Annotated in this window: 25 protein-coding genes; 13 read left to right on the forward strand and 12 right to left on the reverse strand. The window is 56.7% G+C overall.

Annotation, left to right across the window (positions count from 1 at the left end; translation table 11 throughout):
* Positions 1-28: 28 nt before the first annotated feature.
* The 12 genes from HHI26_RS21545 to HHI26_RS21600 all read left to right on the forward strand — a co-directional run bounded on the left by HHI26_RS21545 (position 29) and on the right by HHI26_RS21600 (position 14,892).
* Entirely contained in the window at positions 29-982 is a 954-nt protein-coding gene (locus HHI26_RS21545; protein WP_133843264.1) for an ABC transporter permease, read from the forward strand.
* On the forward strand, positions 982-1,836 hold the full coding sequence (locus HHI26_RS21550) for an ABC transporter permease (RefSeq protein ID WP_133843266.1): 855 nt from the start codon (positions 982-984) through the stop codon (positions 1,834-1,836). The genes HHI26_RS21545 and HHI26_RS21550 overlap by 1 nt, the downstream gene beginning before the upstream one ends.
* Positions 1,833-3,497 (forward strand): ABC transporter ATP-binding protein, encoded by a 1,665-nt coding sequence (locus tag HHI26_RS21555; protein ID WP_133843268.1) that lies wholly within the window; start codon positions 1,833-1,835, stop codon positions 3,495-3,497. Before HHI26_RS21550 ends, HHI26_RS21555 begins: the two co-directional genes overlap by 4 nt.
* Positions 3,498-3,704: 207 nt before the next feature.
* Positions 3,705-5,036 (forward strand): FAD-binding oxidoreductase, encoded by a 1,332-nt coding sequence (locus HHI26_RS21560; RefSeq protein WP_171149684.1) that lies wholly within the window; start codon positions 3,705-3,707, stop codon positions 5,034-5,036.
* 9 nt (positions 5,037-5,045) lie between these two features.
* Positions 5,046-5,894, forward strand: coding sequence for a GNAT family N-acetyltransferase (locus tag HHI26_RS21565; protein WP_159337289.1), 849 nt, complete (start codon positions 5,046-5,048; stop codon positions 5,892-5,894).
* The gene (locus tag HHI26_RS21570; RefSeq protein WP_159337288.1) at positions 5,894-6,820 is read left to right on the forward strand and encodes a glyoxylate/hydroxypyruvate reductase A; all 927 of its coding nucleotides are present in this window, start codon (positions 5,894-5,896) and stop codon (positions 6,818-6,820) included. The genes HHI26_RS21565 and HHI26_RS21570 overlap by 1 nt, the downstream gene beginning before the upstream one ends.
* 1 nt (position 6,821) lies before the next feature.
* Positions 6,822-7,955, forward strand: coding sequence for a M20 aminoacylase family protein (locus tag HHI26_RS21575; protein WP_133843275.1), 1,134 nt, complete (start codon positions 6,822-6,824; stop codon positions 7,953-7,955).
* Between the two features lie 138 nt (positions 7,956-8,093).
* Positions 8,094-9,410: a 4-aminobutyrate--2-oxoglutarate transaminase gene (gabT, locus tag HHI26_RS21580; protein WP_171149685.1), complete on the forward strand. Its 1,317-nt coding sequence runs from the start codon at positions 8,094-8,096 to the stop codon at positions 9,408-9,410.
* Positions 9,411-9,548: 138 nt separating this feature from the next.
* On the forward strand, positions 9,549-10,055 hold the full coding sequence (locus tag HHI26_RS21585; protein WP_105594848.1) for an Lrp/AsnC family transcriptional regulator: 507 nt from the start codon (positions 9,549-9,551) through the stop codon (positions 10,053-10,055).
* A gap of 340 nt (positions 10,056-10,395) precedes the next feature.
* The gene (locus HHI26_RS21590) at positions 10,396-10,866 is read left to right on the forward strand and encodes a GNAT family N-acetyltransferase (protein WP_171149686.1); all 471 of its coding nucleotides are present in this window, start codon (positions 10,396-10,398) and stop codon (positions 10,864-10,866) included.
* Positions 10,863-12,923 carry a hydantoinase/oxoprolinase family protein gene (locus tag HHI26_RS21595; protein WP_171149687.1) on the forward strand — a complete coding sequence of 687 codons (2,061 nt, stop codon included), beginning with the start codon at positions 10,863-10,865 and terminating at the stop codon, positions 12,921-12,923. The genes HHI26_RS21590 and HHI26_RS21595 overlap by 4 nt, the downstream gene beginning before the upstream one ends.
* A complete protein-coding gene (locus tag HHI26_RS21600) occupies positions 12,913-14,892 on the forward strand; it encodes a hydantoinase B/oxoprolinase family protein (protein WP_171149688.1) in 1,980 nt (659 codons plus the stop codon). Before HHI26_RS21595 ends, HHI26_RS21600 begins: the two co-directional genes overlap by 11 nt.
* A 162-nt stretch (positions 14,893-15,054) precedes the next feature.
* Here the strand turns inward: HHI26_RS21600 and HHI26_RS21605 are convergent, their stop codons facing one another.
* From HHI26_RS21605 to rluE, 9 genes are all read right to left on the reverse strand, one after another.
* Positions 15,055-15,714 carry an O-methyltransferase gene (locus tag HHI26_RS21605; protein ID WP_167864497.1) on the reverse strand — a complete coding sequence of 220 codons (660 nt, stop codon included), beginning with the start codon at positions 15,712-15,714 and terminating at the stop codon, positions 15,055-15,057.
* Between the two features lie 106 nt (positions 15,715-15,820).
* The gene (locus HHI26_RS21610) at positions 15,821-16,948 is read right to left on the reverse strand and encodes a cupin domain-containing protein (RefSeq protein ID WP_159337285.1); all 1,128 of its coding nucleotides are present in this window, start codon (positions 16,946-16,948) and stop codon (positions 15,821-15,823) included.
* 78 nt (positions 16,949-17,026) lie between these two features.
* Positions 17,027-18,487: a two-component system sensor histidine kinase PhoQ gene (phoQ, locus tag HHI26_RS21615; protein ID WP_171149689.1), complete on the reverse strand. Its 1,461-nt coding sequence runs from the start codon at positions 18,485-18,487 to the stop codon at positions 17,027-17,029.
* A 2-nt stretch (positions 18,488-18,489) separates the two neighbouring features.
* Positions 18,490-19,158, reverse strand: coding sequence for a two-component system response regulator PhoP (gene phoP, locus HHI26_RS21620; RefSeq protein WP_133843291.1), 669 nt, complete (start codon positions 19,156-19,158; stop codon positions 18,490-18,492).
* A 180-nt stretch (positions 19,159-19,338) separates the two neighbouring features.
* On the reverse strand, positions 19,339-20,709 hold the full coding sequence (gene purB / locus HHI26_RS21625) for an adenylosuccinate lyase (protein ID WP_133843292.1): 1,371 nt from the start codon (positions 20,707-20,709) through the stop codon (positions 19,339-19,341).
* A 28-nt stretch (positions 20,710-20,737) separates the two neighbouring features.
* Positions 20,738-21,382, reverse strand: coding sequence for a high frequency lysogenization protein HflD (gene hflD / locus HHI26_RS21630; protein WP_133843293.1), 645 nt, complete (start codon positions 21,380-21,382; stop codon positions 20,738-20,740).
* A gap of 83 nt (positions 21,383-21,465) precedes the next feature.
* Complete coding sequence (mnmA, locus tag HHI26_RS21635) at positions 21,466-22,584, reverse strand: tRNA 2-thiouridine(34) synthase MnmA (RefSeq protein ID WP_171149690.1); 1,119 nt, start codon at positions 22,582-22,584, stop codon at positions 21,466-21,468.
* A 60-nt stretch (positions 22,585-22,644) separates the two neighbouring features.
* Entirely contained in the window at positions 22,645-23,118 is a 474-nt protein-coding gene (locus HHI26_RS21640; RefSeq protein WP_133843295.1) for an NUDIX hydrolase, read from the reverse strand.
* Between the two features lie 48 nt (positions 23,119-23,166).
* Complete coding sequence (gene rluE / locus HHI26_RS21645) at positions 23,167-23,823, reverse strand: 23S rRNA pseudouridine(2457) synthase RluE (RefSeq protein WP_159337283.1); 657 nt, start codon at positions 23,821-23,823, stop codon at positions 23,167-23,169.
* 103 nt (positions 23,824-23,926) lie between these two features.
* On the opposite strand from rluE, the gene icd reads away from it, so the two are divergent.
* Positions 23,927-25,177 (forward strand): NADP-dependent isocitrate dehydrogenase, encoded by a 1,251-nt coding sequence (gene icd, locus HHI26_RS21650; RefSeq protein WP_133843297.1) that lies wholly within the window; start codon positions 23,927-23,929, stop codon positions 25,175-25,177.
* A 184-nt stretch (positions 25,178-25,361) separates the two neighbouring features.
* Here the strand turns inward: icd and HHI26_RS21655 are convergent, their stop codons facing one another.
* The 3 genes from HHI26_RS21655 to HHI26_RS21665 form a co-directional block, all read right to left on the reverse strand.
* The gene (locus HHI26_RS21655; protein WP_171149691.1) at positions 25,362-25,568 is read right to left on the reverse strand and encodes a hypothetical protein; all 207 of its coding nucleotides are present in this window, start codon (positions 25,566-25,568) and stop codon (positions 25,362-25,364) included.
* Positions 25,569-25,662: 94 nt separating this feature from the next.
* Entirely contained in the window at positions 25,663-25,989 is a 327-nt protein-coding gene (locus HHI26_RS21660) for a contact-dependent growth inhibition system immunity protein (protein WP_133843300.1), read from the reverse strand.
* A gap of 2 nt (positions 25,990-25,991) precedes the next feature.
* A partial coding sequence (locus HHI26_RS21665; RefSeq protein ID WP_171149692.1) for an RNase A-like domain-containing protein occupies positions 25,992-26,576 on the reverse strand: 585 nt, incomplete at its 5' end.

Genomic DNA, 26,576 nt, shown 5'->3' on the forward strand with positions numbered 1-26,576 from the left:
TCTTTCATCTTTCACCAGGAGAATGGCGATGAACAGGTACATTTTCACACTGATATTCCGGCGCATAGGGTCGGGTTTACTTACGCTTCTCATTGTTTCGGCGCTGGTGTTCTTTATCACCAGCATGCTGCCGGGCGATGCGGCGCAGATGATCCTTGGCCAGTCCGCGACGCCTGAAACGGTCGCGGCACTGCGCCAGCAGCTCGGTCTGGATCAACCGCTGATCATGCGTTACTTCAGTTGGCTGGCCGGCATGTTTCAGGGCGACTTTGGCACCTCCTTCGCCAGTAATCTTCCGGTGACGCAACTGGTGGCGCAACGTATTCCGGCCACCTTCCAGCTCGCCGTCACCACGACCCTGGTGTCGGTGCCGCTGGCGCTGTTTATCGGTATCACCGCCGCCATGAAGCGCGGGTCGTTCCTTGACCGCGCGCTGGTGGTCAGCACCATGGCCGTGGTGGCCGTACCCGAGTTTCTGGTGGCTACCGTGGCGGTGATTATCTTTGCCGTCAAACTGCACTGGGTGCCCGCCATGTCGCTGGGTTCCACCCATCAGGATTTCCTCGGTTTCCTGCGCACCTTCGCTCTGCCTGTGATGACACTGTGCTGCGTGGTGGTGGCGCAGATGGCAAGGATGACGCGTGCCGCTATCGTCAACCAGATGGACAGCCCGTATCTGGAAATGACGCTGCTGAAAGGTGTTTCACCGCTGCGCGCCATGCTACGCCATGCGCTGCCGAATGCGGTGGGGCCGATTGCCAATGCTATCTCACTCAGCCTCTCTTACCTGTTTGGCGGGGTGATTATTATCGAAAGTATCTTCAGCTATCCGGGGCTGGCCAGCCAGATGGTGGATGCGGTCAGCAACCGCGACCTGCCGGTGGTGCAGCTTTGCGTGATGTTCTTCGCCGTCTGCTATCTGGTGCTGTTACTGGCCGCTGACATTCTGACTATCGCGTTCAATCCTAAGTGGAGGGGCTGATGAACACATTGACGCTGCCGTGGCGCTTCTTTCAATCTCTCACTATCAGCGGCCGAATCGGCCTGCTGATCACCCTGTTCTGGATCTTTATGGCGGTGTTTGGCACCGCGCTGGCGCCGCACAATCTGGAAGATATCGGTGGCGGTCCGCTGTTCGGTGACTTCAGCCGTGAGTTCTGGTTCGGCACCGATTATCTGGGCCGTGACATCTTCAGCCGTATTCTGTTTGGTGCCCGCTATTCGATTGGCCTGGCGCTGACCGCCGCACTGCTGGCCAGCCTGGTCGGTACGCTGCTGGCGCTGCTGGCGGCCGTGGCCGGGCGCTGGCTGGAGGAGGTGCTGGGGCGCATCAACGATGCCATGCTGGTGCTGCCGGGGAAAATCCTTGCGCTGATGATTGTCGCCGTATTTGGCTCATCGCTGCCGATGTTGATTATTACCGCGGTGTTTACCTACTGGCCGGGGGCATATCGCATCGCCTATGCGATGGCATCGAGCCTGCGTTCGATGGACTATGTTCAGGCATCCCGTCTGCGCGGTGAAAGCCGTCTGTATGTGGCTATCCATGACATTCTGCCGAATATGCTGCACCCGATGCTGACTGACTTCGGTCTGCGTTTTGTCTACATCGTTCTGCTGCTTAGCGGCCTGAGTTTCCTCGGTTTGGGCGTACAACCGCCGTATGCCGACTGGGGCACGCTGGTGCGCGAAAACCTGCAAGGGCTGTTTGATGGTTCGCCTGCGGTCCTGATGCCGGCGGTGGCGATCGCCAGTCTGACCATCGGCGCCAACCTGTTTATCGACAGCCTGCAATCGATGCGCTCATTAACTGTTGTTGCTAAGGGGACCGCATGAATATTACACCACATGCCTCAACGCCCATGGTGTCTGTCGACAATCTGCGTGTGACCGCCCAGGCCGATGATGGCCACGAGATTTCCCTGGTAGCGGATATCCATTTCACCGTGCAGAAAGGCGAAGTGCTGGCCCTGATTGGTGAATCAGGCTCGGGTAAAACCACGATTGCACTGGCGCTGATGGGCTATGCCCGACACGGCTGTAAGATCGCCGGAGGCACCGTGCACGTGGCGGGCACCGACGTGACCTCGCTAACGCCCGGCCAGCTGTGTCAGTTCCGTGGCAACAAAGTCGCCTACATCGCACAAAGTGCTGCTGCTTCGTTTAACCCGGCGATGAAAATCATGGACCAGGTGGTTGAGCCGGTGGTGATCCACGGGGTGATGAGCCGCGCTGATGCCGAAACCAAAGCCATCGAACTGTTCCGTGAGCTGGCACTGCCGAACCCGGAAACCATCGGTGACCGCTATCCGCATCAGGTCTCCGGCGGCCAGTTACAGCGCCTGATGACGGCGATGGCGCTGATCAGCGACCCGGAAGTGGTGATCCTTGATGAACCCACCACGGCACTGGATGTGACCACGCAGGTGGAAGTGCTGAAAGCCTTCCGCCGCGTGGTGCGCCAGCGTGGTACCACCGCTATCTACGTCAGCCACGATCTGGCGGTGGTAGCGCAGATGGCCGACAAAATTCTGGTGCTGTTGAAAGGGGCGATTGCCGAATACGGCACCACTGAGCAGTTGCTGCGCGCACCTCAGGCGGAATACAGCCATTTGCTGCTGGAAGCTGCGAAGCAGAAGCCGCGTCCCAGCCCGTGGGAAGCGCAGGATGAGAGCGTGCAACCGCTGTTGCAGGTGCGCGATCTCTCCGCCGGTTATGGCCCACTGGACAGCAACGGCCAGCCGAAGATTAAGATCCTCGAAGACATTAATTTCAAACTGTACCGCGGCCAGGCAATCGGCATTATCGGTGAGTCCGGGTCGGGTAAAACCACCCTGGCACACGCTATCGCCGGGATGAACAAACCCAGCGGCGGCCATATTCTGTTTAACGGCCACTACATCGCCGGAGATATGCATAAGCGCCCGGAGAACGAGCTGCGCCGCATTCAGTATGTGTTCCAGATGGCGGACACCGCGCTTAACCCGGCGCACAGCATTGAAACGATCCTCAAGCGCCCGCTGAAGCTGTTCCACGGGCTGCGCGGTGCGGCGCTGGAAAGACGGATGCTGCAGCTGCTCGACCTGGTGCGCCTGCCGCGCAGCGTGCTGTGGCGTAAGCCCTGGTCGCTCTCTGGCGGGCAGAAGCAGCGTGTGAACCTGGCGCGTGCGCTGGCAGCAGAGCCGGATCTGATTCTCTGTGATGAGGTGACCTCGGCGCTGGATACCGTGGTGGCCGCAGCGGTGCTGGATTTGATCACCGAGCTACGGCGTGAGCTGGGTCTGTCGGTGCTGTTTATCAGCCATGACCTGCACGCGGTGCGTTCGGTATGCGACGAGATTATTGTGGTGAAAAATGGCCGTATGGTCACCCAGGTGGCGCGTGCCGACTACGACAAACCGTCGACCGAGCTGTACTATGAGCGCCTGAAACGCGCGGTGCCAGAGCTGCGTCAGGGCTGGCTTGATGAGCACGAAGAGAGTGATATCGCCTTGTGATGTTATACCGGGTCAGGCATGCCTGACCCCTACGTTCACCGGGGATGCCCGGCGACGATATCAATGCCCGTAGGGGTGAGGCACGCCTCACCCATAAAACATATTTACTCAGGGCTGAGGCACGCCTTGCGCATAAAAACCTATTTTCGTAGGGGTGAGGCACGCCTCACCCACAGATGAAGACACTATTTTCAGGTAAGGAATAACATGCCCGCACCGATTCGATACGTACAGGACAGCCCTCATTTTCCGCCCGCAGCGGATGTGGTGGTGATCGGCGCCGGCATTGCCGGAGCGGCCGCCGCCTATGAGCTGGCCAAAAAAGGCGTCAGCGTAGTGCTGATTGAAAAGGGTCTGGTGAGCGGCGAACAGTCGAGCCGTAACTGGGGCTGGTGCCGCCAGCAGAACCGCGACGAGCGCGAACTGCCCTTAATTCAATATGCGCTGCAACGCTGGGAAGAACTGGGTGTGGAAACCGGTGAAGAGCTGGGCTTTCGTCGCAGCGGGCTGGTGTACGCCACCAAAAACCAGGAGGATATTAATGCCTGGGAAGCCTGGAACACCATGGCGAAAGGGTATGGCTTCCACAGCGAAATTCTGACCGCTGAACGCGCCAGAGCAATGACGCCGGGCAGTTCCAGCGCCTGGCTGGGTGGTGTTTCTTCACCGACTGACGGCCACGCTGAACCTTCACTTGCGGCACCCGGTCTGGCGATTGCGGCTCAGCGCCTGGGCGCAATGGTCTTTCAGCAGTGCGCGGTGCGCGGGCTGGATATCTCGGCGGGACGCGTCAGCGGTGTGCTGACTGAACGCGGCTTAATTAAAACCAGCAGCGTGATCTGCGCCGGTGGGGCCTGGACATCGATGTTCTGCCGCCGCCACGGCATCGATCTGCCGCTGGGTAATGTGATTGGTACGGCATTCCGTACCGCACCTATCGAACAGAAAATTGCTTTGCCGCTGTATACCCCGGGCTTCGCCTGCCGTCCGCAGCTGGATGGCAGCTATACCGTTTCCGTCTCAGGCCGCGGGCGTCTTGAACCCGGTTTTCAGGGGCTGCGCTATGCACGCCAGTTCTACCCGACCTTTAAAGCGCGGCGCAAAAACCTGACCATTAATCTTGGCCTTGGCCCGTTCCTCAACGGCCCGGAATCGCTGGCACGCTGGCAGATGGATGGCATCTCGCCGTTCGAAAAAGTGCGCATTCTTGACCCGGCACCGGATATGGCGATGGTGCAGGAAGGGCTGAGTGCGATGCGCAAAGAGTTCCCGTCTATGGAAAGCGTGCGTCTGGAGCAGGCCTGGGGCGGGATGATCGACAGCACCGCCGATGCGGTACCGGTGATCTCCCCGGTGGGTAAACTGCCGGGGCTGATTCTCTCGGCGGGTTACAGCGCCCACGGTTTCGGCATTGGCCCCGGTGCCGGTCGCCTGGCGGCCGATCTCGCTACCAAAGATACCCCGATTGTTGACCCGACGCCGTTCCGCTATGAGCGTCTGATCGACGGTTCCGGCCTTGATGCGCCGGGCATGATGTAAGGAGCTGAAATGACAATTGAATTCGTTGCGATGAATGAAAATCATCTGGATGCGGCATTTGCCCTGACGCAGCAGATGAAGTGGCCACACCGCCGCGCTGACTGGCAGCAGGCTCTTCTGCTGGGGGAAGGCCTGGTGGCGCAGGAAAATGGTGAGGTGATTGGCACCGCGCTGCGCTGGCGCTGGGGGCGTGACTACGCCACCCTCGGACTGGTGATTGTCGATGGCGCACAGCAGGGGCGCGGCATTGGTAAACAGCTGATGCAGCAGACGCTGGCGGCGCTTGAGGGCAGCAATGTGCGTCTGCACGCCACGGAGGCGGGGCAGCCGCTGTATGAAAAACTGGGCTTTGTCGCCACCGGACATGTCGAGCAGCATCAGTGCCGCGAACTGCCTGCCATCAAGGCAATTGCCTGTGGCCCGCAGCAGCGCTTACGTGTTGCCGGGGGACAGGATGCAGCGCTGCTGACGGCGCTGGATCGTCAGGCGCTGGGACAGCATCGCCCCCTGTTGATCGCCAACCTGATCGACAGCGCGGAGCGTTTCCTGGTGCTGGAAGAGAATGGCACGGCGGCGGGTTTTGCCTGCCTGCGTCGTTTTGGTCATGGCTATGCTATCGGCCCGGTGATCGCACGCACGCTGTCGAATGCGAAATTACTGGTCAGCCAGCTGTTAAGCGGTGTCAGTGGGGAGTTTGTGCGTATTGATACCGACCGTTCAGCGGGGCTGGGCCCGTGGCTGAATGACGTGGGGATGGTGGAAGTGGATGCACCGACCACCATGTACAAAGGCGTGCCGTGGCAGCCAGAAGCGGGCGGGATGCAGGCGTATGGGCTGATGAGCCAGGCGCTGGCCTGATGAACATTGTCTATAAGTCAGAACCCGAACGCGGGAATAAATGGGCCGCCCTGGTAGCAAAACTGGCCCCCGCCGCGAGCTTCCGCCTGTGGCCGGATATCGGTAACCCGGAAGACGTTGAATACCTGGTCGCCTGGGTGCCGCCGGACAATATTATGCAGCAGTTTCCGAATCTGAAAGTGCTGTTTTCCGTGGGAGCAGGGGCCGATCAGTTCGACTATGCCAGCCTGCCGCCTGGGCTGCCGGTGGTGCGGATGATTGAACCCGGCCTCACCAGCGGGATGGTGGAATACGTGACTTTTGCCGTGCTGGGCCTGCATCGTGATATGCCGCGCTACCTGCAACAGCAGCGCGATGGCCTCTGGCAGGTGCACAGTGTGCATACCGCAGCCAGCCGGCGTATTGGCGTGATGGGCCTGGGCACGCTGGGCGAGGCGGTACTGAAGCCGCTGGTGGCGATGGGCTTTGACTGTGGTGGCTGGAGCCGTACGCCGCGCGATCTGCCGGGTGTACGCTGCTGGGCCGGTAACGAACAGTTGACTGAATTCCTGGCGCGCACGGACATTCTGATCTGCCTGCTGCCGCTGACGGCCAGCACGGAAGGGATGCTGAATGCCGATCTGTTCAGCCAGCTGCCCGCTGGTGCCGCGCTGGTGCAGGTTGGGCGCGGTGCGCAGCTTAATCACGAGGATTTAGTCAGTGCGCTCGACAGCCAGCAGATGAGTGCCGCCGTGGTGGATGTCACCGCGCCGGAGCCGCTGCCCGCCGGGCATGCCTTCTGGCAGCATCCGGCGATCTGGCTGACGCCCCATATTGCCAGCCAGACGCAGCCAGAAAGTGCAGTGAAGGCACTGCTGGAGAATATTCGCCGCTATGAACGCGGAGAATCCATGATCGGCGTGGTCGATCGCGACAAAGGATATTGATATGGATAGGGCGCATTTAGTCGCACTGCGGCGAGATCTGCATCAGCATCCCGAACTGGGTTATCACGAGCACCGTACCAGCGGCCTGGTGGCTGACTTTCTCACTGCGTTGGGATTGGAAGTCCATCGCGGTATCGGGAAAACCGGCGTGGTGGGGGTGCTGAAACGCGGCACCAGCACGCGGGCAATCGGTCTGCGTGCTGACATGGATGCGCTGCCGATGGAAGATAACGGAAGCCAGCCGTGGAAAAGCCAGCAGCCCGGCAGATGCCATGCCTGTGGCCATGACGGACATACCGTGATGCTGCTGGGGGCCGCCGAACAGCTGGCTGCCGACCCGGATTTTGACGGGACGGTGAATTTTATCTTCCAGCCTGCGGAAGAGGGGCTGGCCGGGGCGCAGGCGATGATCGACGACGGCCTGTTTACCCGCTTCCCCTGTGATGCAGTTTACGCCATTCACAACTGGCCACAGCTCCCGCTGGGCACCGTGCAGACGCGGCCGGGGCCGATTATGGCGGCGGGCGATGCGTTCAGCATCACGGTCGAAGGTGGCGGCGGCCATGCCGCACAGCCACAGCTGACGCCGGATACCCTGCTGGCGACCAGTGAGCTGGTGGTGGCGCTGCACACTATCATCAGCCGCGATCTTGACCCCTGCGATCCGGCGGTGTTGACGGTGACGCGTATTAACGGCGGCTTCTCACACAATATGATCCCGGCACAGGCAACCCTGACCGGTACTGTACGCACCTTCGACAGCGCGGTGCAGGACCGCATTGAACAGCGAATGCGCGAACTGGCGCAGCATGTGACGGCAGCGCACGGGCTGACGGCCAGCGTAACCTATGACCGTTACTATCCGGCCACCCTCAATAGCGAATATGAAGCCGGTGTTGCACTGAATGCCGCACGCCGTGCCGGGCTTGAGCACGGCACCGCACCGAAACCGGCGATGACCTCGGAAGATTTCTCCTTCATGTTGCAGGCAAAACCGGGCGCTTATGTCTGGCTGGGCTCTGCGGAAAGCCGCCCGCTGCATCACTCTGAATACGACTTTAACGATGCGCTGATCCCGTACGGCATCCGCTGGTTTTGTGCGGTGGTGCAGGAAACGCTGGCGGTAAAAATTTAATCCAACGTTTAGGACGAATTACGAAAGTTAATGCTGCCGCCGCCCGTTGAACGGCAGCTTTCCCTTACGGCTTATTGCGATACTTGACCCATGCCCGCTAAGGGCAACTATTCATCTTCACGTCAATGAGGCAAATAAATGCACAATTTACTGGCTGAACAGCAGACATTCTCTGATAACGCCCTGTTTCTGGACGCTCGTGCAGAAAATGTTCCCCGTGGCGTAGTGACCGCACACCCGATCGTTATTGCCAAAGGCAAAGGTTCTGAAGTCTGGGATGTGGAAGGGAATCGTTATTTAGATTTCGTCGGCGGGATTGGCGTATTAAACGTTGGCCACAGTCATCCGGCGGTGATCAATGCCGTGACCGAGCAGCTGCAGCTGGTGACCCACGCCTGTTTCCAGGTGGCGGCCTACCCGGGCTATATCGAGCTGGCAAAACGCCTGAATAAGCTGGTTGGCGCGGGCGAAGAATTTAAAAGTGTCTTTTTCACCAGCGGCGCGGAAGCCGTAGAAAATGCGGTGAAAATTGCGCGTGCACATACTAACCGTCCCGGCATTATTGCTTTCGATGGTGCGTTCCACGGACGTACCTTATTAGGTGTGACCTTAACCGGCATGAGCCAGCCTTATAAGCAGAACTTCGGCCCGTTCCCGGGGGATATTTACCGTGTGCCCTTCCCGAATGCGTTCCACGATATTTCTGAAGAAGATTGCTTAAAAGCGCTGAATACCCTGTTTGCCGTGCAAATCCTGCCTGAGCGTGTGGCGGCGATCATTATCGAGCCGGTGCAGGGCGATGGTGGCTTCCTGACGGCGTCTCCGGCGTTTATGCAGGCACTGCGCGACATCACTGAACGTCACGGCATTCTGCTGATCTGCGATGAAGTGCAGACCGGCTTTGGCCGTACCGGCAAGATGTTTGGCTTCCAGCACACCGGCATTGTGCCGGACCTGGTCACCGTGGCGAAAAGCCTCGGCGGCGGCCTGCCGATATCTGGCGTGGTGGGGAAAGCGGCCATTATGGATGCACCAACCCCGGGCGGGCTGGGCGGCACCTATGGCGGTAACGCGCTGGGCTGCGCGGCTGCGCTGGCGGTGCTCGATCTGTTTGAGCAGGGTAATCTGCTGGAGCGTTCTAACCAGCTCGGTGTGCAGTTGAATGCACGTCTGCAACAGCTGGCCGACAAATACGCCTGTATTGGTGAAGTGCGCGGCATTGGTTTTATGCAGGCGGTGGAGATTATCGACTTCGAAACCAAACAGCCGGATGCGGCATTGACGCAGAAAATCCTCGATTGCGCCTGCCAGGAAGGATTGTTACTGATTAAATGTGGTCTGCATCGCAATACCGTGCGTTTCCTGGCACCGCTGGTCACCAGTGATTCCCAGCTGGAAGAGGCGCTGCATATTTTTGATATCGCACTGGCGCGTGCAACGGGGCGTTTAGGCTAATCATAAAGATGCTTCCTCATTGATATTATTGCAGTTATTGATGATAACGCTCGAAGGGTATAGCGCGGTAAAACACTGGCGTAAGTTGTTGAAAGCGTGTTATACCATTTGAGTGATGTAAAACAATGAAGGGGTTCTATGAACGGCTTAATGAAACTGGACCGTATCGATATTAATATTCTGGTGCAGCTACAGAAAGATGGCCGTATCAGCAATGTGAACCTTGCCGATGCCGTTGGGCTTTCGCCCAGCCCCTGCCTGCAACGCGTAAAGCGCCTTGAAACCGCGGGTTTTATTACCGGTTATGAGGCCCACATCAATCTGACGAAAATCACCGACTCGGTCACTGTTTTCACTGAAGTGACGCTTTCCGGCCATCGCCGCGAAGATTTTATGAAGTTTGAGAACGCCATCCGCGAGGTGGATGAACTGATGGAATGCCACCTGATTACCGGTGGTTATGACTATCTGCTGCGCTTTATTACCCGCAGTATTGAGCATTATCAGGAAGTGATTGAGGGACTGCTGGATGCCAAAGTGGGCATCGACAAATACTTCAGTTATATCGTGATTAAATCGCCGATTATGAAAAGCAGTGTGCCTCTGCGCTCGCTGATTACGCGCCATACCCAGGTTGAGTTTTAACCGCGGGGCGGGCATGCCCGCCCCCTACAGCGACTGACTCCCATAGGGGCATCGCATGCCCATCCGCCTTAAGCGACTCACTCCCACAGGGGCGAGCATGTCCGTCTCCTACAGCGACTGACACCCACAGTGACATCGCATGCCCGCCTCCTACAGCGACTTACTCCCGTAGGGGCGTGGCATGCCGCGCCCGGGATGGCTGAACTCCCCCGGCAGAATATTTCCCCACTTCCCACCAATTCCCCACAAAACGCCGTCTTACCCGCTATGAACCAAAAAACTCCTGCCGCTAAAGGCCTTACACTCTTTTTATCCGCTAAAAAAAGAGTCAGGAATCCTTATGCTGAAGCCGCTTGTGCCCGCCATTGCCGAATGGCAGCGCGATGACTATCTGTTAAGCAGTGACCCGCAAAAACTCGATATTGACTGGGTTCATCGTCAGATCGCCGAAAAGAGTTACTGGGCGCAGGGGCAGACGCGGGAGATGACCGAACGCTCTCTCGCGGCTTCCCTGGCATTCGGTATTTATCATCAGCAGCAGCAGGTGGGCTTTGGGAGGTTGATCACCGACTACAGCCGCTTTGCCTACCTCAGCGATGTGATGATTGATGATGCGCATCGCGGCAAAGGCCTTGGCGGCTGGTTTGCCGCGACCATCCTGACCCACCCGGAATTACACACGATAAAACGCTGGATGCTGGCCACCGACGATGCCCACGAGGTCTATCGCCGTGCAGGATGGCAGTCAGTAGAAAAGCCACAACGATTGATGGAATTTGTTCCCACCCCACCAGAGGAAAACACCCCATGAGTTACCGCGTTGGCGTCGATATTGGCGGATCGTTTACGGATTTTGCGCTGCTGGACGAGCGTGATAATAGCATCCGTACCCTGAAAGTGCTGTCCCGCCCTGACAGTCCGGGCAGCGAAATCACGACCGGGCTGGCGGCGTTTACGCAGCGCGACGGCATTGATCCGAAAGAGATTACCTATTTTACTCACGGCACCACCGTCGGCGTGAACGCGGTGATCCAGCGTAAAGGGGTCAAGCTGGCGCTGTTCGCCACGGAGGGGTTCTGCGATGTCCTGGAACTGGCCCGGCTTAAAATTCCCCATATTCACGATCTGTTCTCGCGCCGGCCGACGCCGTTAATCTCCCGTGACCGGGTCTTTGCGATTACCGAACGTACTGACCGTGATGGCAAAGTGCTACAGCCTGTTGACCGCCAGAGCGTGGTCAATGCGGTTGACGCTGCCCGTGCCGCAGGCTGTGAGGGTATCGTGGTTTCGCTGCTGCACAGCTATCGCAACGGCAGCAATGAAGCATTGGTGCGTGAGATGGTTGCCGAACTGGCTCCCGAACTGCTGACTTCCTGTTCGGCAGAGATCTGGCCGATTATCCGCGAATATGAACGCACCATTACCGCCGTGATTAACGCCTATGTACAGCCGAAAGTGATCCACTATCTGGACTCTTTCGAGCGGGCGTTAAAGGAGATGGGGGTGCCGGTGCCGCCGCGTATTACCAAATCCAACGGTGGGGTGATGGGGCTGGCGCAGGCCAAAGCCGAATGCGTACAGATGGTGCTGTCCGGCACTGCCTCCGGGGTGATGGGGGCCAGCTATATTGCGGAAAGCTGCGGCTTCGACCGACTGTTGAGCCTGGATATCGGCGGTACCAGCGCCGATGTGGCAGTGATTATCAATGGCCGCCCGGAATACGGCAGCGGTGAAATTATCGGGGACTTCCCCATTTATATTCCCTCTGTTTCTGTCACCTCGGTCGGTCAGGGCGGGGGATCCATCGCCTGGATTGACAGCCTCGGCGTGTTGCAGGTTGGCCCGGACAGCGCCGGTTCCCTGCCTGGCCCGGTGTGCTTCCGTCGTGGCGGCACGGAAGCCACCGCCACGGATGCCTTTGCTGCCTGTGGTCTGATTGGTCACGGCGATCTGGGTTATAACGCGGTGCAGGTGGATGTGGCCGGGGCGCGTGCAGCGGTCGGTAAACTGGCAGAACCGCTGGGGATCAGCATTGAAGAGACGGCAGAAAATATTATTGCGCTGGCGATCTCCAGTATGTACAGCGACACCAGCGGACTGATCTCACGCTTTGGCCTCGACCCGCGCGAGTTCTATTTCCTCGCCTTCGGCGGTGCCGGGCCGATGATGGGCTGCTTCCTGGCGCGTGAGCTGAAACTAAAAGGCGTGGTGGTGCCGCCAACGCCGGGCGTATTGTCTGCGCTCGGTGGGCTGGTCGCCGACATCAAAAACGACTTTATCCGCACGCTGTACTGCGATCTGACGGCGGCGGTCAGCGACCGCCTGCAACAGAATGCCCAACAGCTTCGCACCGAAGCCGAAGGCTGGCTGGCGCGTGAATATGGTGCAGATTTGCCATACGAACTCAGCTTCTCGGCCGATATGCGTTATCGCGGCCAGTCTTTTGAGATCGATGTGGTGCTGCAACCGTCATGGTTGCTGGAGGGCGATCTGGCGGCGATCCGCAGTGCCTTCGATGCGCATCATACCCGGTTGTTTGGTCACCATGATGCAGAGGCCGCGGTGCAGTTGATCAACCTGCGGCTGGTGCTGTCATCGCCCACCCCGAAACCGCGGCTGACAACGCTGGCGGCGGCTGAGGGGCCGGTGCCGGTCGTGCGCCAGGTTGAAGCCTGGATTGACGGAGGCTGGTGGCAGGTGGATGTGGTGTCACGCGGTGCGCTGTTCGCCGGGCACCAGCTCACCGGCCCGGTGATCATTGCACAGGATGACTGCACCACCTGTGTTCCCCCGCAAATGCAGGTCGATGTTGACCACTTTGGCAACCTGATTATCACCCCGCAAACCGGAGCACATCATGGCAATTGATGGTCGTAACCTGCAAATTCTCGCCAACTACTGCGCGGCGGCGGCCGATGCGATGGCGTTTACCCTGATGCGCACCGCGCACTCGACGTTTGTTAAAGAGACGGAAGATTTCTCCTGTCAGATTGTCAGCCGTGACGGCCTGGCATTTGCATCGCCGCGCAGCTTTGGCGCCCCCTGGTACAGCGGTATTGATTATGGCCCGGTGCTGGAGCTGATTGATGGCTACCAGGAAGGGGATATCTGCATCACCAATGATTCCTACGCGGGCAATGTCGCCACGCATTCGCCGGATATTCATATCTGGAAGCCGGTATTTCATGAAGGAGAAATTACCTGTTTTGTGGTGGGGCATATTCACAACACCGACGTGGGCGGTGCGGTACCGGCTTCCCTGTCGCGTTCGCTGACGGAAATCGTGCAGGAAGGCATCCGCATCCCGCCGCTGAAAATCATCAGCGGCGGCGTGCTGAACCATGAAGTGGCACGCATTATGCGGCTTAACGTGCGTGCGCCGGATCAGAACTGGGGCGACTTTAATGCCCAGATCGCGTCCGTGAATATTGGTGAACGTAAGGTACAGGAGATTATCGCCCGCTTTGGTATTGATGATTTCCTCACCGGGATTGACGGTATTCTTGATTATGCCGAACAACAGGCACGCGGCATTATCAGCACCATTCCGGACGGTGACTACTTCTATGCCGATTACGCGGATGAAGATGGCGAAGGCGGTTATCCGTGCCGCATTGCCGTGACACTGCGTGTAAAAGGTGACAGCCTGGTGCTGGATTATACCGGCAGCGATCCGCAATTGATGTCCTCGCTGAATATGCCAACCGGCGGGCGCGAACGTCATCCGCTGGCACTGGTTGGCGTGACCTATGTCCTCTCGACGCTGGACCGTTCGCTCCTGCTGAATGCCGGTACGCTGCGTCCAACGCGGGCAATCCTGCCGCCGGGCACTATCATGAACTGTGAAGCCCCGGCCGCTGTCGGCATGCGCTCTCTGACCTGCGCGATGTCTCAGATTGCCACCGTCGGTGCTTTCTCGCTGGCGATGCCGGAGCGCCTGCCGGCGAACTCACCGGGCGGTAACTCGATTATCAATATTCGTACCGTGGATGGGCTGAATCGCAGTGTGGTTGCCTCGCTCGGCCCGGTCGGCGGCGGTGCGGGCGGTACACCGAAACATGATGGCCCGGACGGTTCCGGTGGTCTGTCAGCCTTCCTGAAAAACACACCGATTGAGATCAATGAAGCCGAGGTCCCGGTGCGTTTTCTGCGTTATGGTCTGGCGACGGACAGCGCAGGGGCCGGAGAATATCGCGGTGGGCTGGCGACGGAAATGGCCTTTGAGGTATTTGCACCGAACACCACCATTACGGCGCGTAACCGCAACCGCTCCGTCTTCTCTTCTGCGGGGGCGGCCGGTGGGCGGGCCGGAAGTACCTCATGGTTCCGTACTGAACATGCGGATGGCCGGGTGACGGAACACGGAAATACCGATGTGATCCACTGTGGTCCTGGCGATGTGGTGGCCATCAAAGGCCCGGGCGCGGGTGGCTACGGACTGGCGAAACACCGCCGGGTGCAGGCTGTTCTGCAGGATGTGCAGTGTGGTTTCCTGACGGAGCAGGCGGCGCGTGAGCAGTACGGTGTGGCGTTGCAGTGCGGTGAGATCGACGAGATCGGTACAGCCCGTCTGCGTGCCGCTATGCCGGAGGGGAACGGCGAACACTTTGATGTGGGCGAAGCCCGGCGCACCTTTGAAGCGGTCTGGACCCCGGAACGTTATCAACTGCTGACCGCATTTCTGGCGCAGCAACCGGTCGTGTGGCGTCACTTCCTTAAGCACCAGGTTTTTGCGGCGGTGAAAGCGGGTGAGGGCAATGAGCTGACGCTGGATGAACAGATGTCGCAGTTGTTTGCGGAGCTTAAGCTGCGGTTCCCGGCGCTGGGCGCGGTGTAATGATTTCCCCACACAAATTCTGCGAGACGTCCCGAATAACGGGATTTGTGTGGGGATTGTTTTGTATTTTAAATATGTTTAATTTTTTCCTGCAGTCATAGTATCCGGGATGATGATTTCGCTGGCCAATATCGTCCCGGAACCTTCTGGTCCGGGATAATATTACTTCACCAGCGCCAGCGAGAACCCATCCCAGCCTTTGGCACCCACGGTCTGAATGGCGGTGGCATCCAGGCGTGGATCGTGGCCCATCTGCGAAAGAAAATCACGTACTCCCTGGATGTTCCAGTCGCTGGTATCCCCATCGGCAACCCGTCCGTTACGCACGACGTTATCACCAATAATCAGGGTGCCTGAACGTGAGTACTGTATTGCCCACTCCAGATAGGCCGGATTATTGCGTTTGTCGGCATCAATAAAGATCATATCAAAAGGCGCTGCGTCAGCCAGTGTGGGCAGGGTATCCAGTGCGGCACCCACGCGGATCGTGACCTTGCTCTCCAGCCCGGCACGTCGAATATTCTGCGCGGCAATCTCTGCGTGATGCGCTTCATACTCCAGGGTAATCACTTTTCCGTCTTCCGGCAGCGCCCGCGCCAGCCACAGTGTGCTGTAGCCGCCCAGCGTTCCGATTTCCAGAATGCGTTTTGCGCCGACCATTTTCGCCAACAGATTAAGCAGTTTTCCCTGATTCGGGGCCACATCAATGGCAGGTAACCCGGCGGCCTGGTTGTTTTCCAGCGCGGCCAGCAGTGCCGCATCCTGTGGCACCAGTTGTTCCACCAGATATTGGTCGACCTGTGTCCAGCGTGGCTGATTCATGGGGTTTCCTTTCACATAATTGACGGGATCATTGTCGCTGGGGCAGCCTGGAAGGTGTCGGCCTGAAGGGAACGGGGCGACTTTTTCTGGCCGCCCCGTGCAGGGATTACTCTTCGTCAGCAAAATACCAGTAGCCGCTGTTGACCAGCGCGGCCAGCTGGGCGAGGAAGGACGGGTCGTCCAGCGCATCGCCGAACTGATCCTGCCCCAGCGTTAAATCGTTCGCCAGTGCGGTCAGGGCTGCACGGTGCGGCGATTCCACCTGCTCACCGTTAATAAATACGGCCTGACCAATCGAGACCACGCGCAGGCCGCCAAGGCGTGACAGCCTGTCACCCTGTTGCAGCGCATCATAGATCTCATCCGGTTGATAAGGCGGTTCCGGCGGGGCGACATCCAGTTCGTGGCGCGACTGCGAAACAAACTCACCGAACCACTGGTTAAAGTGCTCAGGCTGGTTGATGACGTCCATCATCATGGCGCGAATACCATCGAGTTCGTCAGGCAGGATCTCTGCATTATGTTCGCGTGGCTGCACATCCGGATCGCTGAAGCGACGGCTGCCCAGCTCACGTGCCAGCACGTAATCAGCAAAGCCGCTGATCAGTTCACGTCCGCTTGGCGCACGGAAACCGACTGAATAGTTAATCGCGTTTTCCAGTGAGTAGCCTTCGTGCGGGAATCCTGGCGGGATGTAGAGAATATCGCCCGGCTCCATCTCTTCATCGATAATCGCATCAAAGGGTTCCACCTGGAGCAGGTCCGGGTGCGGACAGTGCTGTTTCAGCTCCGTTTTTTCACCCACACGCCAGCGACGACGGCCGGTTCCCTGAATGATAAACACATCATACTGGTCGAAGTGTGGGCCAACGCCACCGCCCGGCACCGAGAAGGAAATCATCAGATCGTCAACGCGCCAGTCGGGGATCATCCGGAAGGGATGCATCAGGGCGGCAGAAGGTTCATGCCAGTGGTCAACGGCCTGTACCAGCAGTGACCAGTTATTTTCGCCAAGATGATCAAAGCTCTCAAACGGGCCATGGCTGACTTCCCATTTACCCTCCTGGTGACTCACCAGACGGCTGTCGACTTCATTCTCCATCGCCAGACCCGCCAGTTCGTCGGGTGAAATAGGGTCTACGAAGTTTTTGAAACCGCGCTTGAGGACTACCGGGCGTTTCTGCCAGTAGCGCTGAATAAAATCGGGCCAGTTGAGATCGAGCTGATAATCCATGATGGTTTCCTGAAACGCGTAAGTGGAAAGATTATAACAGCGCACGGCCACTGTGTAATGTCATGGCCGGGGGGAAAATTACTCGTGCTTGTGCAGCATTTCCTGGCGCTGGAATTCGACTTCCATACGTGCGCCGCCAAGCTCGCTGGTGCTGGCACGAATATCCCCCGCGTACTGTTCGAGGATATCGCGTGCCAGTGACAGGCCCAGCCCCTGGCCGGGGCGCAGTGTATCGGCACGCTGACCGCGAATAAACACCAGGTCACGCTTGTTCTCCGGAATGCCAGGACCGTCATCCTCAACGATAAGCAGCAGTGTTTTTTCCGTCTGTTGCACGCTGACCTCAACGAACTCCAGGCAGTATTTGCAGGCGTTATCCAGTACGTTGCCCATCACTTCCATAAAATCGTTCTGCTCACCGACGAAAATCACCTCCGGTGAAATATCCAGCGTCAGAACAACGCCTTTTCGCTGATAGACTTTATTCAGTGCCGAGCACAGCCCGTCGAGCAGGGCCGGCACCGAATGCACATCGCGCTTCAGTGCATGGTGATCGGCCTGCATGCTGGCGCGATGCAGGTAATAGCCAATCTGCTGGGAGATACGGCTGATCTGCTCCAGCATGATCGGTTCGGCCTGTTCGATGGAGAGATTGCGTTCACCGCGCAGCGAACGCAGCGTAGTTTGCAGCACCGCCAGCGGGGTTTTCAGGCTGTGCGTCAGATCGCTCAGCGTTGTGCGGTAACGGGTGTAGCGCTGGCGTTCGTTATCCAGCAGCAGGTTCAGATTTCGCACCAGCCCTTTTAGCTCCTGGGGCGGGGCGGGATCAAGCGTGTCGCGATTGCCACCTTCCAGCTCACGGACCTGGGCCGCCAGTGCGCCAATCGGACGCAGACTCCAGTGGGCTGCCAGCCACAGCAACGGGATAATCAGCAGCAGATTGGCCAGCAAGACATAGCTGAACCACGACCACACCACGTCAGAGTGTTGTAGCTCTTGCGGAATGGAGTCGACCACTACAATGGTCAGCGCCGGCAGGCTGGGCGTGGCATCATAACGGTTCACCGCCACCGAATGGGTGAAGGTATCGTTGCCATCATCGTCATAGGCGCTGAGTTTACTTTGTGCATCCCGATCGTTGCCCAGCACTTCGCGGCTGGTGTGATTATTGGTGTCGATCTCATAAAAATCCGACTTATTCAGCCATTCGCGGCGGATCTTGCTGCGAATATCGGGGACGTCGCGCTGTTGCCACAGCAGTTTGCCGTTATTGTCGTAAATAAACACCAGCGCAGGAAAATTGAGCGTCATGCGCTCAGGCTGCACGATAGTCAGCTTATTGTCCTGCCACTGGGAGAGAGTGAAAAACAGATTACTTTCGCTGCGCAGCACGCGGTAGGTGTTTTTATCGAAGCTCACCACATAGCCGATGACCGCCACCATGCCGTAGGAGAGCGACATGGTTAACACGACCGCTGCGGTAGCGAGTAAGAAACGGACCCGCAGCGAAAGCGGTTTTTTGCGGCGCCAGTTAAACATGCTCAGAGATCGAAGCGGTAGCCCTGACCGCGCACCGTAGTGATGACGTCCTGAGCGTGCTCTGCCAGGATTTTTTTGCGTAAGCGGCCCATCAGCACATCAATCGTGTGACTCTCGCGCAGTTCGGCATCGGGGTAGAGTTGCAGCATCAGCGAGTCTTTGCTGACCACTTTGCCTGCATTGCGTATCAGCGTTTCAATAATGGTGTACTCGAAGGCGGTCAGTTTGATCTGCTGCTCATTGATCGTCAGCTCACGGCGTGAGAGATCCACCTGAAAAGGGTGCAGGGTGATAATTTGCGAGGCTAACCCGCTGTTGCGGCGCATCAACGCCTGCATCCGGGCCACGACCTCTTCAATATGAAAGGGCTTGGTCACGTAATCATCGGCACCGGCTTCCAGTGCTTCAACTTTAGCCTGCCAGCCGTCACGCGCGGTGAGGACCAGAATCGGCTGACGGACTTCCTGGCTGCGCCAGCGGCGGATCAGCGCCATGCCGTCTTCATCCGGCAGCCCGAGATCGACCAGGGTAATATCCGGTGTGTGTTCATTGAGGAAATAGTCGGCTTCTTTCGCGTCTTCGGCGGCATCAACCTGGTGGCCCATCTCACGCAACTGCACCGCCAGATGATGACGCAGCAGCGGATTATCTTCCACAACTAACACTCGCATAACCGAATCCTTAATAAGATCAAATAACCAGAATTAACAACATAGCCCCAGGAGACCTGAAGGTGCAATAGCCCGAACGGTGGCTCGCTTTTTTTGGGGCACAACAGGCGTTAAGTATAGGGGAGATCAGATAAACAAGAGGTTAACACGGGCCGACTGAGCCGGCCCGGTGGGGCGAGATTATTTCAGGTCGTCAACCATCTGGATGGCGCGGCCGATATAGTTGGCCGGGGTCATCTGCTTCAGGCGAGTTTTCTCGTCTTCCGGCAGATCCAGTCCGTCGATGAAGGTTTTCATGCCTTCAGCGTCAACACGTTTACCGCGCGTCAGTTCTTTCAACTTCTCGTAAGGTTTTTCAATGCCGTAACGGCGCATGACTGTCTGGATCGGTTCAGCCAGCACTTCCCAGTTGTGATCCAGCTCGTCCAGCAGACGCGCGCGGTTCACTTCCAGTTTGGAGATGCCTTTCAGCGTTGCCTGATAAGCGATCAGCGCATAGCCCACGCCCACGCCGAGGTTACGCAGTACCGTGGAGTCGGTCAGGTCGCGCTGCCAGCGTGATACCGGCAGTTTGCTGGCCAGGTGCTGCATCATGGCGTTAGCCAGGCCCAGGTTGCCTTCGGAGTTTTCGAAGTCAATCGGGTTCACCTTGTGCGGCATGGTGGAAGAACCGATTTCACCCGCAATGGTTTTCTGCTTGAAGTGGTTCAGTGCGATGTAACCCCAGACATCACGATCGAAGTCGATCAGAATGGTGTTAAAGCGCGCCATGCAGTCAAACAGCTCGGCAATGTAGTCGTGCGGCTCGATCTGCGTGGTGTACGGATTCCATGTCACGCCCAATGATGTCACGAAGGTTTCACTGAATTCATGCCAGTCCACTTCCGGGTACGCCGCGATGTGGGCGTTGTAGTTGCCCACGGCACCGTTGATTTTACCCAGGATTTCAATGCGTTCTAACTGGCGCAGCTGACGCTCAAAGCGATAGGCAACGTTCGCCATCTCTTTACCCAGCGTTGACGGCGTTGCAGGCTGGCCGTGGGTGCGCGACAGCAATGGGATATCACGGTACTGCACCGCCAGGTCCTTCACGGCGACGATGATTTTGTTCCAGTAAGGCACAATCACCTCACGGCGTGCGGTTTCCAGCATCAGCGCGTGTGACAGGTTATTGATATCTTCTGAAGTACAGGCGAAGTGAATAAATTCAGATACCGCGTGCAGGGCAGGGACGGATTCCACTTTCTCTTTCAGAAAGTATTCCACTGCTTTCACATCGTGATTGGTGGTGCGCTCAATGGTTTTGATGCGCGCAGCGTCTTCTTCGCTGAAACTGCTGACAATAGCATCAAGGTAAGCGTTTGCGTCGGCATCAAATGCAGGAACTTCCTTGATCGCAGCGCAGGTTGCCAGTTTCTGTAACCAGCGAACTTCAACCTCAACGCGGAATTTCAGCAGGCCATATTCGCTGAAAATACCACGCAGTGGGCTGACTTTGTCGCCATAACGGCCATCTACAGGTGAGACGGCGGTCAGAGAGGATAATTCCATTGTTGCTGCTCCAGGATCGGTTAAAAAATCAGGTTGGGGTCCCGTTAAGGCGGGCCAGAATCGCTTTTGCCTCATTGACTAAGCGGTTACGGGAAAACATCAGCTGCAGACGGCCACCGCCGACCTGCTGCCACAACACCGCTGCACGGATACCCGCCAGCAATGTTGCACGAACTTTGCTCTGTACCTGACTATTCTGCAGGACAGCCGGTGAACCGGTGACCTGGATACGCGGGCCGAGCGGGCTGATTACATCGACATAAATCCCTGCCATCGCGCTTAACAGGGTATCGGATTCCAGATCGTAGTGCGCCAGTTGGCGATCGAGCTGGGCAATACGGCTGGACAACTCATTCAGTGCCGTTTTGCTGGCGTTCAGTTTACGCTCCAGCACCATCATACTCAGCGTGTAACGCGTCAGTTCGGCGCCCAGACCCTGACGGCTGTTGCTGTTCAGCACGGCCAGCAGGGTTTCCAGACCAAACTGCAGGTTTGCTTCGTCGTTACCGAACACCGCCAGTGTGGATGACGGGTTCAGGTCCAGCAGGCTCTTCAGCGATGTTTTTAACGCATCGGGCGGGCACTGTCCCTGGTGTGCCAGTTGCTGCACCAGGTGAGCGGACTGGCAGACGCCAGCCAGTGCCAGAGTAATATCATAGTAATTCTTCGCCACGGTAACTCCTGTATACGCCAGACTTCAGGCTGCTGGTACGTTGGCTGCTGTTCTGCGGCCCGACTGTTGATGTGTTAACCCGCTTATGCGTTAACCAGCGGCTGACGCTGCTCGATGATGCCACCACCCAGGCAGACTTCATCGATATAGAAAACCGCCGACTGCCCAGGCGTCACGGCTGCCACCGGCTGGTCAAAACGTACTTCAATACGTTCAGCATCCAGCGGGGTGACAGTGCAGGGGATATCTTCCTGACGATAACGGGTTTTCACCATGCAGCGCAGCGGTGCGGTTAGCGTTTCGCGATCCACCCAGTGCAACTGCTGAGCAATCAGGCCCGTGGACATCAGACGCGGATGGTCGTGGCCCTGAGCAACCACCAGTACATTGTTCGCTACGTCTTTATCGACCACGTACCAGGGCTCTTCGTTACCGTCTTTGGTACCGCCGATGCCCAGCCCTTTACGCTGGCCCAGCGTGTGGTACATCAGACCCTGATGCTGCCCGACGGTGTCACCGTCAACGGACACAATCGGCCCCGGCTGAGCGGGCAGATAACGGCCCAGGAACTCGGTAAATTTGCGCTCACCAATAAAGCAGATGCCGGTGGAGTCTTTTTTCTTCGCGGTGATCAAATCAAGCTGTTCTGCAATACGGCGGACTTCGGGTTTCTCTAATTCGCCCACCGGGAACAGGCTTTGTGCAATCTGTTCATGACCGAGGGTGTAGAGGAAGTAGCTCTGATCTTTATTGCCATCCAGACCGCGCAGCAGGCGGGTTTTACCGTCCACATCCTGGCGACGCACGTAGTGACCGGTGGCGATGTAGTCGGCCCCCAGATCTTCGGCGGCAAATTCCAGGAAGGCTTTAAATTTGATCTCTTTATTGCAGAGAATATCAGGATTGGGCGTACGACCCGCTTTGTATTCCGCCAGGAAGTGTTCAAACACGTTGTCCCAGTATTCGGCGGCAAAATTGACCGTATGCAGATAGATCCCGAGCTTGTCACAGACTGCCTGCGCATCGGCTAAATCTTCCGCTGCGGTGCAATACTCCTCACCATCATCCTCCTCCCAGTTTTTCATAAACAGGCCTTCAACCTGATAACCCTGTTGCTGGAGCAACCAGGCGGAAACGGAGGAGTCAACGCCGCCGGACATCCCGACGATCACTTTTTTCTGGCTGTTAGAACTGTTCAACATTGCTTGTCCGACTTTAAGGAGCCGTTAAAGGCGACTCTGATAAAATTGCGCGGCATTCTATCACGCGTCGGCGACCTGCGCACTCTCGCTAAACGGCCACTGGAAGGCACTGAGGATCTCCAGCGGATAGCGCGGGCCGGTCTGATAAATGTGCAGGCTTTCTGCGACCAGTGGTGAGCGCAGTTTTTTTGACGTCATGATCTCCTGCGGCGGCAGCCACCAGCAGCGATCAATATCGCGGTCCTGTGGGTAGGTGTCGATCGCTTCAGGCAGATCCAGGGCGAACAGGAAACGCAGGAACGGGGTGTTATCCGGGGCAATCCACTGGTGCAGACGTAAAAAGGCCTGGGGAATCGCATCAATGCCGGTCTCTTCCGACAGTTCACGCACCGCTGCCTGAAGCAGCGTTTCATCCGCTTCCAGATGGCCCGCAGGCTGGTTCCAAGTTGTGCGTCCACGCACACGTTCTTCTACTACCAGAAACTGTCCTTCAGCCTGTACCACCGTGGCTACGGTGACGTGCGGTTTAAACATAATGTCCTCCATTCGGTTAAGACGCGCAGCGTGCCACGCGTTAAAAAATCAGATTTCGTTGCTGATATCACGCCATTCGCCTGGCGCCAGACCCTGTAACTGTAACGCACCCATGGAGAAACGGATCAGCCGCAGGGTGGGAAAGCCAATATGCGCCGTCATTCGACGTACCTGACGGTTACGCCCTTCAAACAGGGTGATTTTCAGCCAGCAGGTCGGAATCGCTTTGCGCTCACGAATCGGAGGTTGACGATCCCACAACCAGTCGGGGGCGGCCACTTTTTCTACCCCGGCGGGCAGGGTGGGGCCATCTTTCAGATTTACGCCAGTGCGTAACGGTTGCAGGTCACTCTCCTGCGGATCGCCCTCGACCTGTACAAAATAGATTTTTCCGGTGCGTTTACCGGGCTGGGTCAGCGTGGCCTGGAGTGCGCCGTCATTGGTCAGCACCATCAGCCCTTCGCTGTCACGGTCAAGGCGCCCGGCAGCATAAATACCCGGCTGGGGAACATAATCTTTTAGCGTGCGGCGCCCGGCTTCATCGCTGAACTGGGGCAACACATCAAAGGGCTTATTAAACAGCACCACGCAACGTGGGCCTTTAACGGCTGGTTTGGCGGCGCGGCGCGGGCCGGAACGCCCAGGGTGATGATTCGTCAAGGAAGATTTTCGCATGGTCTTTGCACTGAGTAACAATGAGTGCATTATACCGCAATCCCGAGATGATTGGCGCGGAGTCAATATTCAAGTAGTATTGACGCGCATCTTACAAGTCATTAACAAAAAAAAGCGCTCGAAGGAGAGGTTAATGGAAAGCAAAGTAGTTGTTCCGGCGGAAGGTCAGAAAATCACCCTGGATCAGGGAAAACTCAACGTACCTAACAATCCAATCATCCCGTTCATCGAAGGTGATGGCATTGGCGTTGACGTGTCTCCAGTGATGATCAAAGTTGTTGATGCCGCTGTGCAGAAAGCTTACAACGGTGAGCGTAAAATTTCCTGGATGGAAATTTACACCGGTGAGAAATCGGTAGAGCTTTACGGCCAGGATGTCTGGTTACCAGAAGAAACCCTCGACCTGATTAAAGAATATCGCGTTGCCATCAAAGGCCCACTGACCACCCCGGTCGGCGGCGGTATTCGTTCCCTGAACGTTGCCCTGCGTCAGCAGCTTGATCTGTACATCTGCCTGCGTCCTGTCCGTTACTACACCGGCACACCAAGCCCGGTGAAACGCCCGGAAGACACCGATATGGTGATTTTCCGTGAGAACTCCGAAGATATCTATGCGGGTATCGAGTGGAAAGCGGGTACGCCGGAAGCAGATAAAGTCATCAAGTTCCTGCGTGATGAAATGGGCGTGAAGAAAATTCGCTTCCCTGAGCAGTGCGGTATCGGCGTTAAGCCATGTTCAGAAGCGGGCACCCAGCGTCTGGTGCGTGCAGCCATCGAATACGCAATCACTAATGACCGTGATTCTGTAACGCTGGTTCACAAAGGCAACATCATGAAATTCACCGAAGGCGCTTTCAAAGACTGGGGTTACCAGTTGGCGAAAGAAGAATTCGGCGGTGAGCTGATCGATGGTGGTCCGTGGATGACGGTGAAGAACCCGAACACCGGCAAAGAGATCGTCATTAAAGACGTGATCGCCGATGCCTTCCTGCAGCAGATCCTGCTGCGTCCGGCTGAGTATGACGTAATTGCCTGTATGAACCTGAACGGTGACTACATCTCTGACGCCCTGGCGGCGCAGGTGGGCGGTATCGGTATTGCTCCGGGTGCTAACATCGGTGACGAATGTGCACTGTTTGAAGCCACCCACGGTACTGCACCTAAGTATGCTGGCCAGGATAAAGTGAACCCAGGTTCTATCATCCTGTCTGCAGAAATGATGCTGCGTCATATGGAATGGTTCGAAGCCGCTGACCTGATTGTTAAAGGCATGGAAGGCGCAATTGCTGCCAAAACCGTGACCTATGACTTCGAGCGTCAGATGGACGGCGCTAAACTGCTGAAAGCTTCAGAGTTTGGCGACGCGATGATCAAACACATGTAATCAGCCCTGCTGATGCTGTGCTGACGGGAACCTTAGGGTTCCCGTTTTTATTTTCAGTTTCGAATTATTTAGCGTGATATTCTTCACGTTTTTGCTTCAGAGAGGCAGATAGCCACGCCAGGAAATCAAGTAGCGTTGGGGTGTAATAATGGGTGTCACCAGCCAATCCGTTCGTCAACGTGTTTTAAGCCGATGCCGCAGACTCATTATCGGTATAAGTTTCCCGAAACAGATCGATGCTATTAATCAAATCATCAATATGTTGCATGCCATGCCTGGAGATGGTTTTAAAGGCAGTATCAACAATTTCCGGATAAGTATCTCCGTATTCGTCAGAGTCCTGCCCGAAGAAAACCACGAAAAAATCGCTAATCCATTTATGATCATTCATCAGTTACCCCGGCACAGGATAAGCAGTAAGGATATAGTAGGGTTTACCATAGTAAGTCTCCTTGAATAACACGACGACAAGTTTATTTTTCATGTTATTTAGCGCGATCTTCTTGCCGCTTTTGCTTCAGAGAGGCAGATAACCACGCAAGAAAATCAAGCAGTGTCGGGGTATAATAATGGGTGTCACCGGCTAAATATCGCGTCAGCTTGTTCAGAGCGACAGCGGCAGATTCATTGTCCGGATAAGTCTGGCAGAAATCATCAATATTACGGATCAGATTATCCAGATAGTTTTCACCATCTTCAATATAGATTTTGAAAGCAGAATCGACAATGTCGGGATAATTTTCGCCATATTCATCACTGTCTTGCCCGAAGAAAACGATGAAAAAGTTACTAATGTTGGTGAAGTTTTTCATATTTAAATTACCGGAAAATCCGTAGTGATGTAATAAGGCTTGTTGTTGAATTGTTTTTTCTTCATAACAACCTCAATTTTGGTGGCTTTAACTGCCTCAGTTGAATCATATTTTACAATGATCCCTACATTTTTCTTAACGTCATACATGAACGTAAGGTAAAACCCAGTATCAGCGCTACTACCTTTTGCCCATTGCCGGATTTTAGCCCGATTGGCTTTAACGGCTTTGCTTATGGCTTTTTCGGCAACGTCCAGCGAAGTGAAAGAGCTGGCAGCGTGTTCCGGCCTGAATGAGCCTGACTGTATACCCCTCTTAACCTTTTCCAGTAATTCACGCTCAGATTTGCCCACATGCTTTCTCAATGTATGTCCACCGCCCGAAAAACCTTTCGCGGCCTCATGCCTCATCAAATTAACCTGTCCCATTCTGACCGATGCCACACGAGCCGCACCCGCTACTGAGAACGGGAGTATCACATCCACGGCGATGCCGATCTGGTCAGCCGTAGACTTATCTGCGCCCAGCTCACTTGCGATACCCGCCGTAGCGCGAGCGGTCATTGAGGCCGTTGGTTTGCCGGAATA

The sequence above is a fragment of the Erwinia sp. JH02 genome, assembly GCF_013074405.1.
Classification (GTDB): domain Bacteria; phylum Pseudomonadota; class Gammaproteobacteria; order Enterobacterales; family Enterobacteriaceae; genus Erwinia; species Erwinia rhapontici.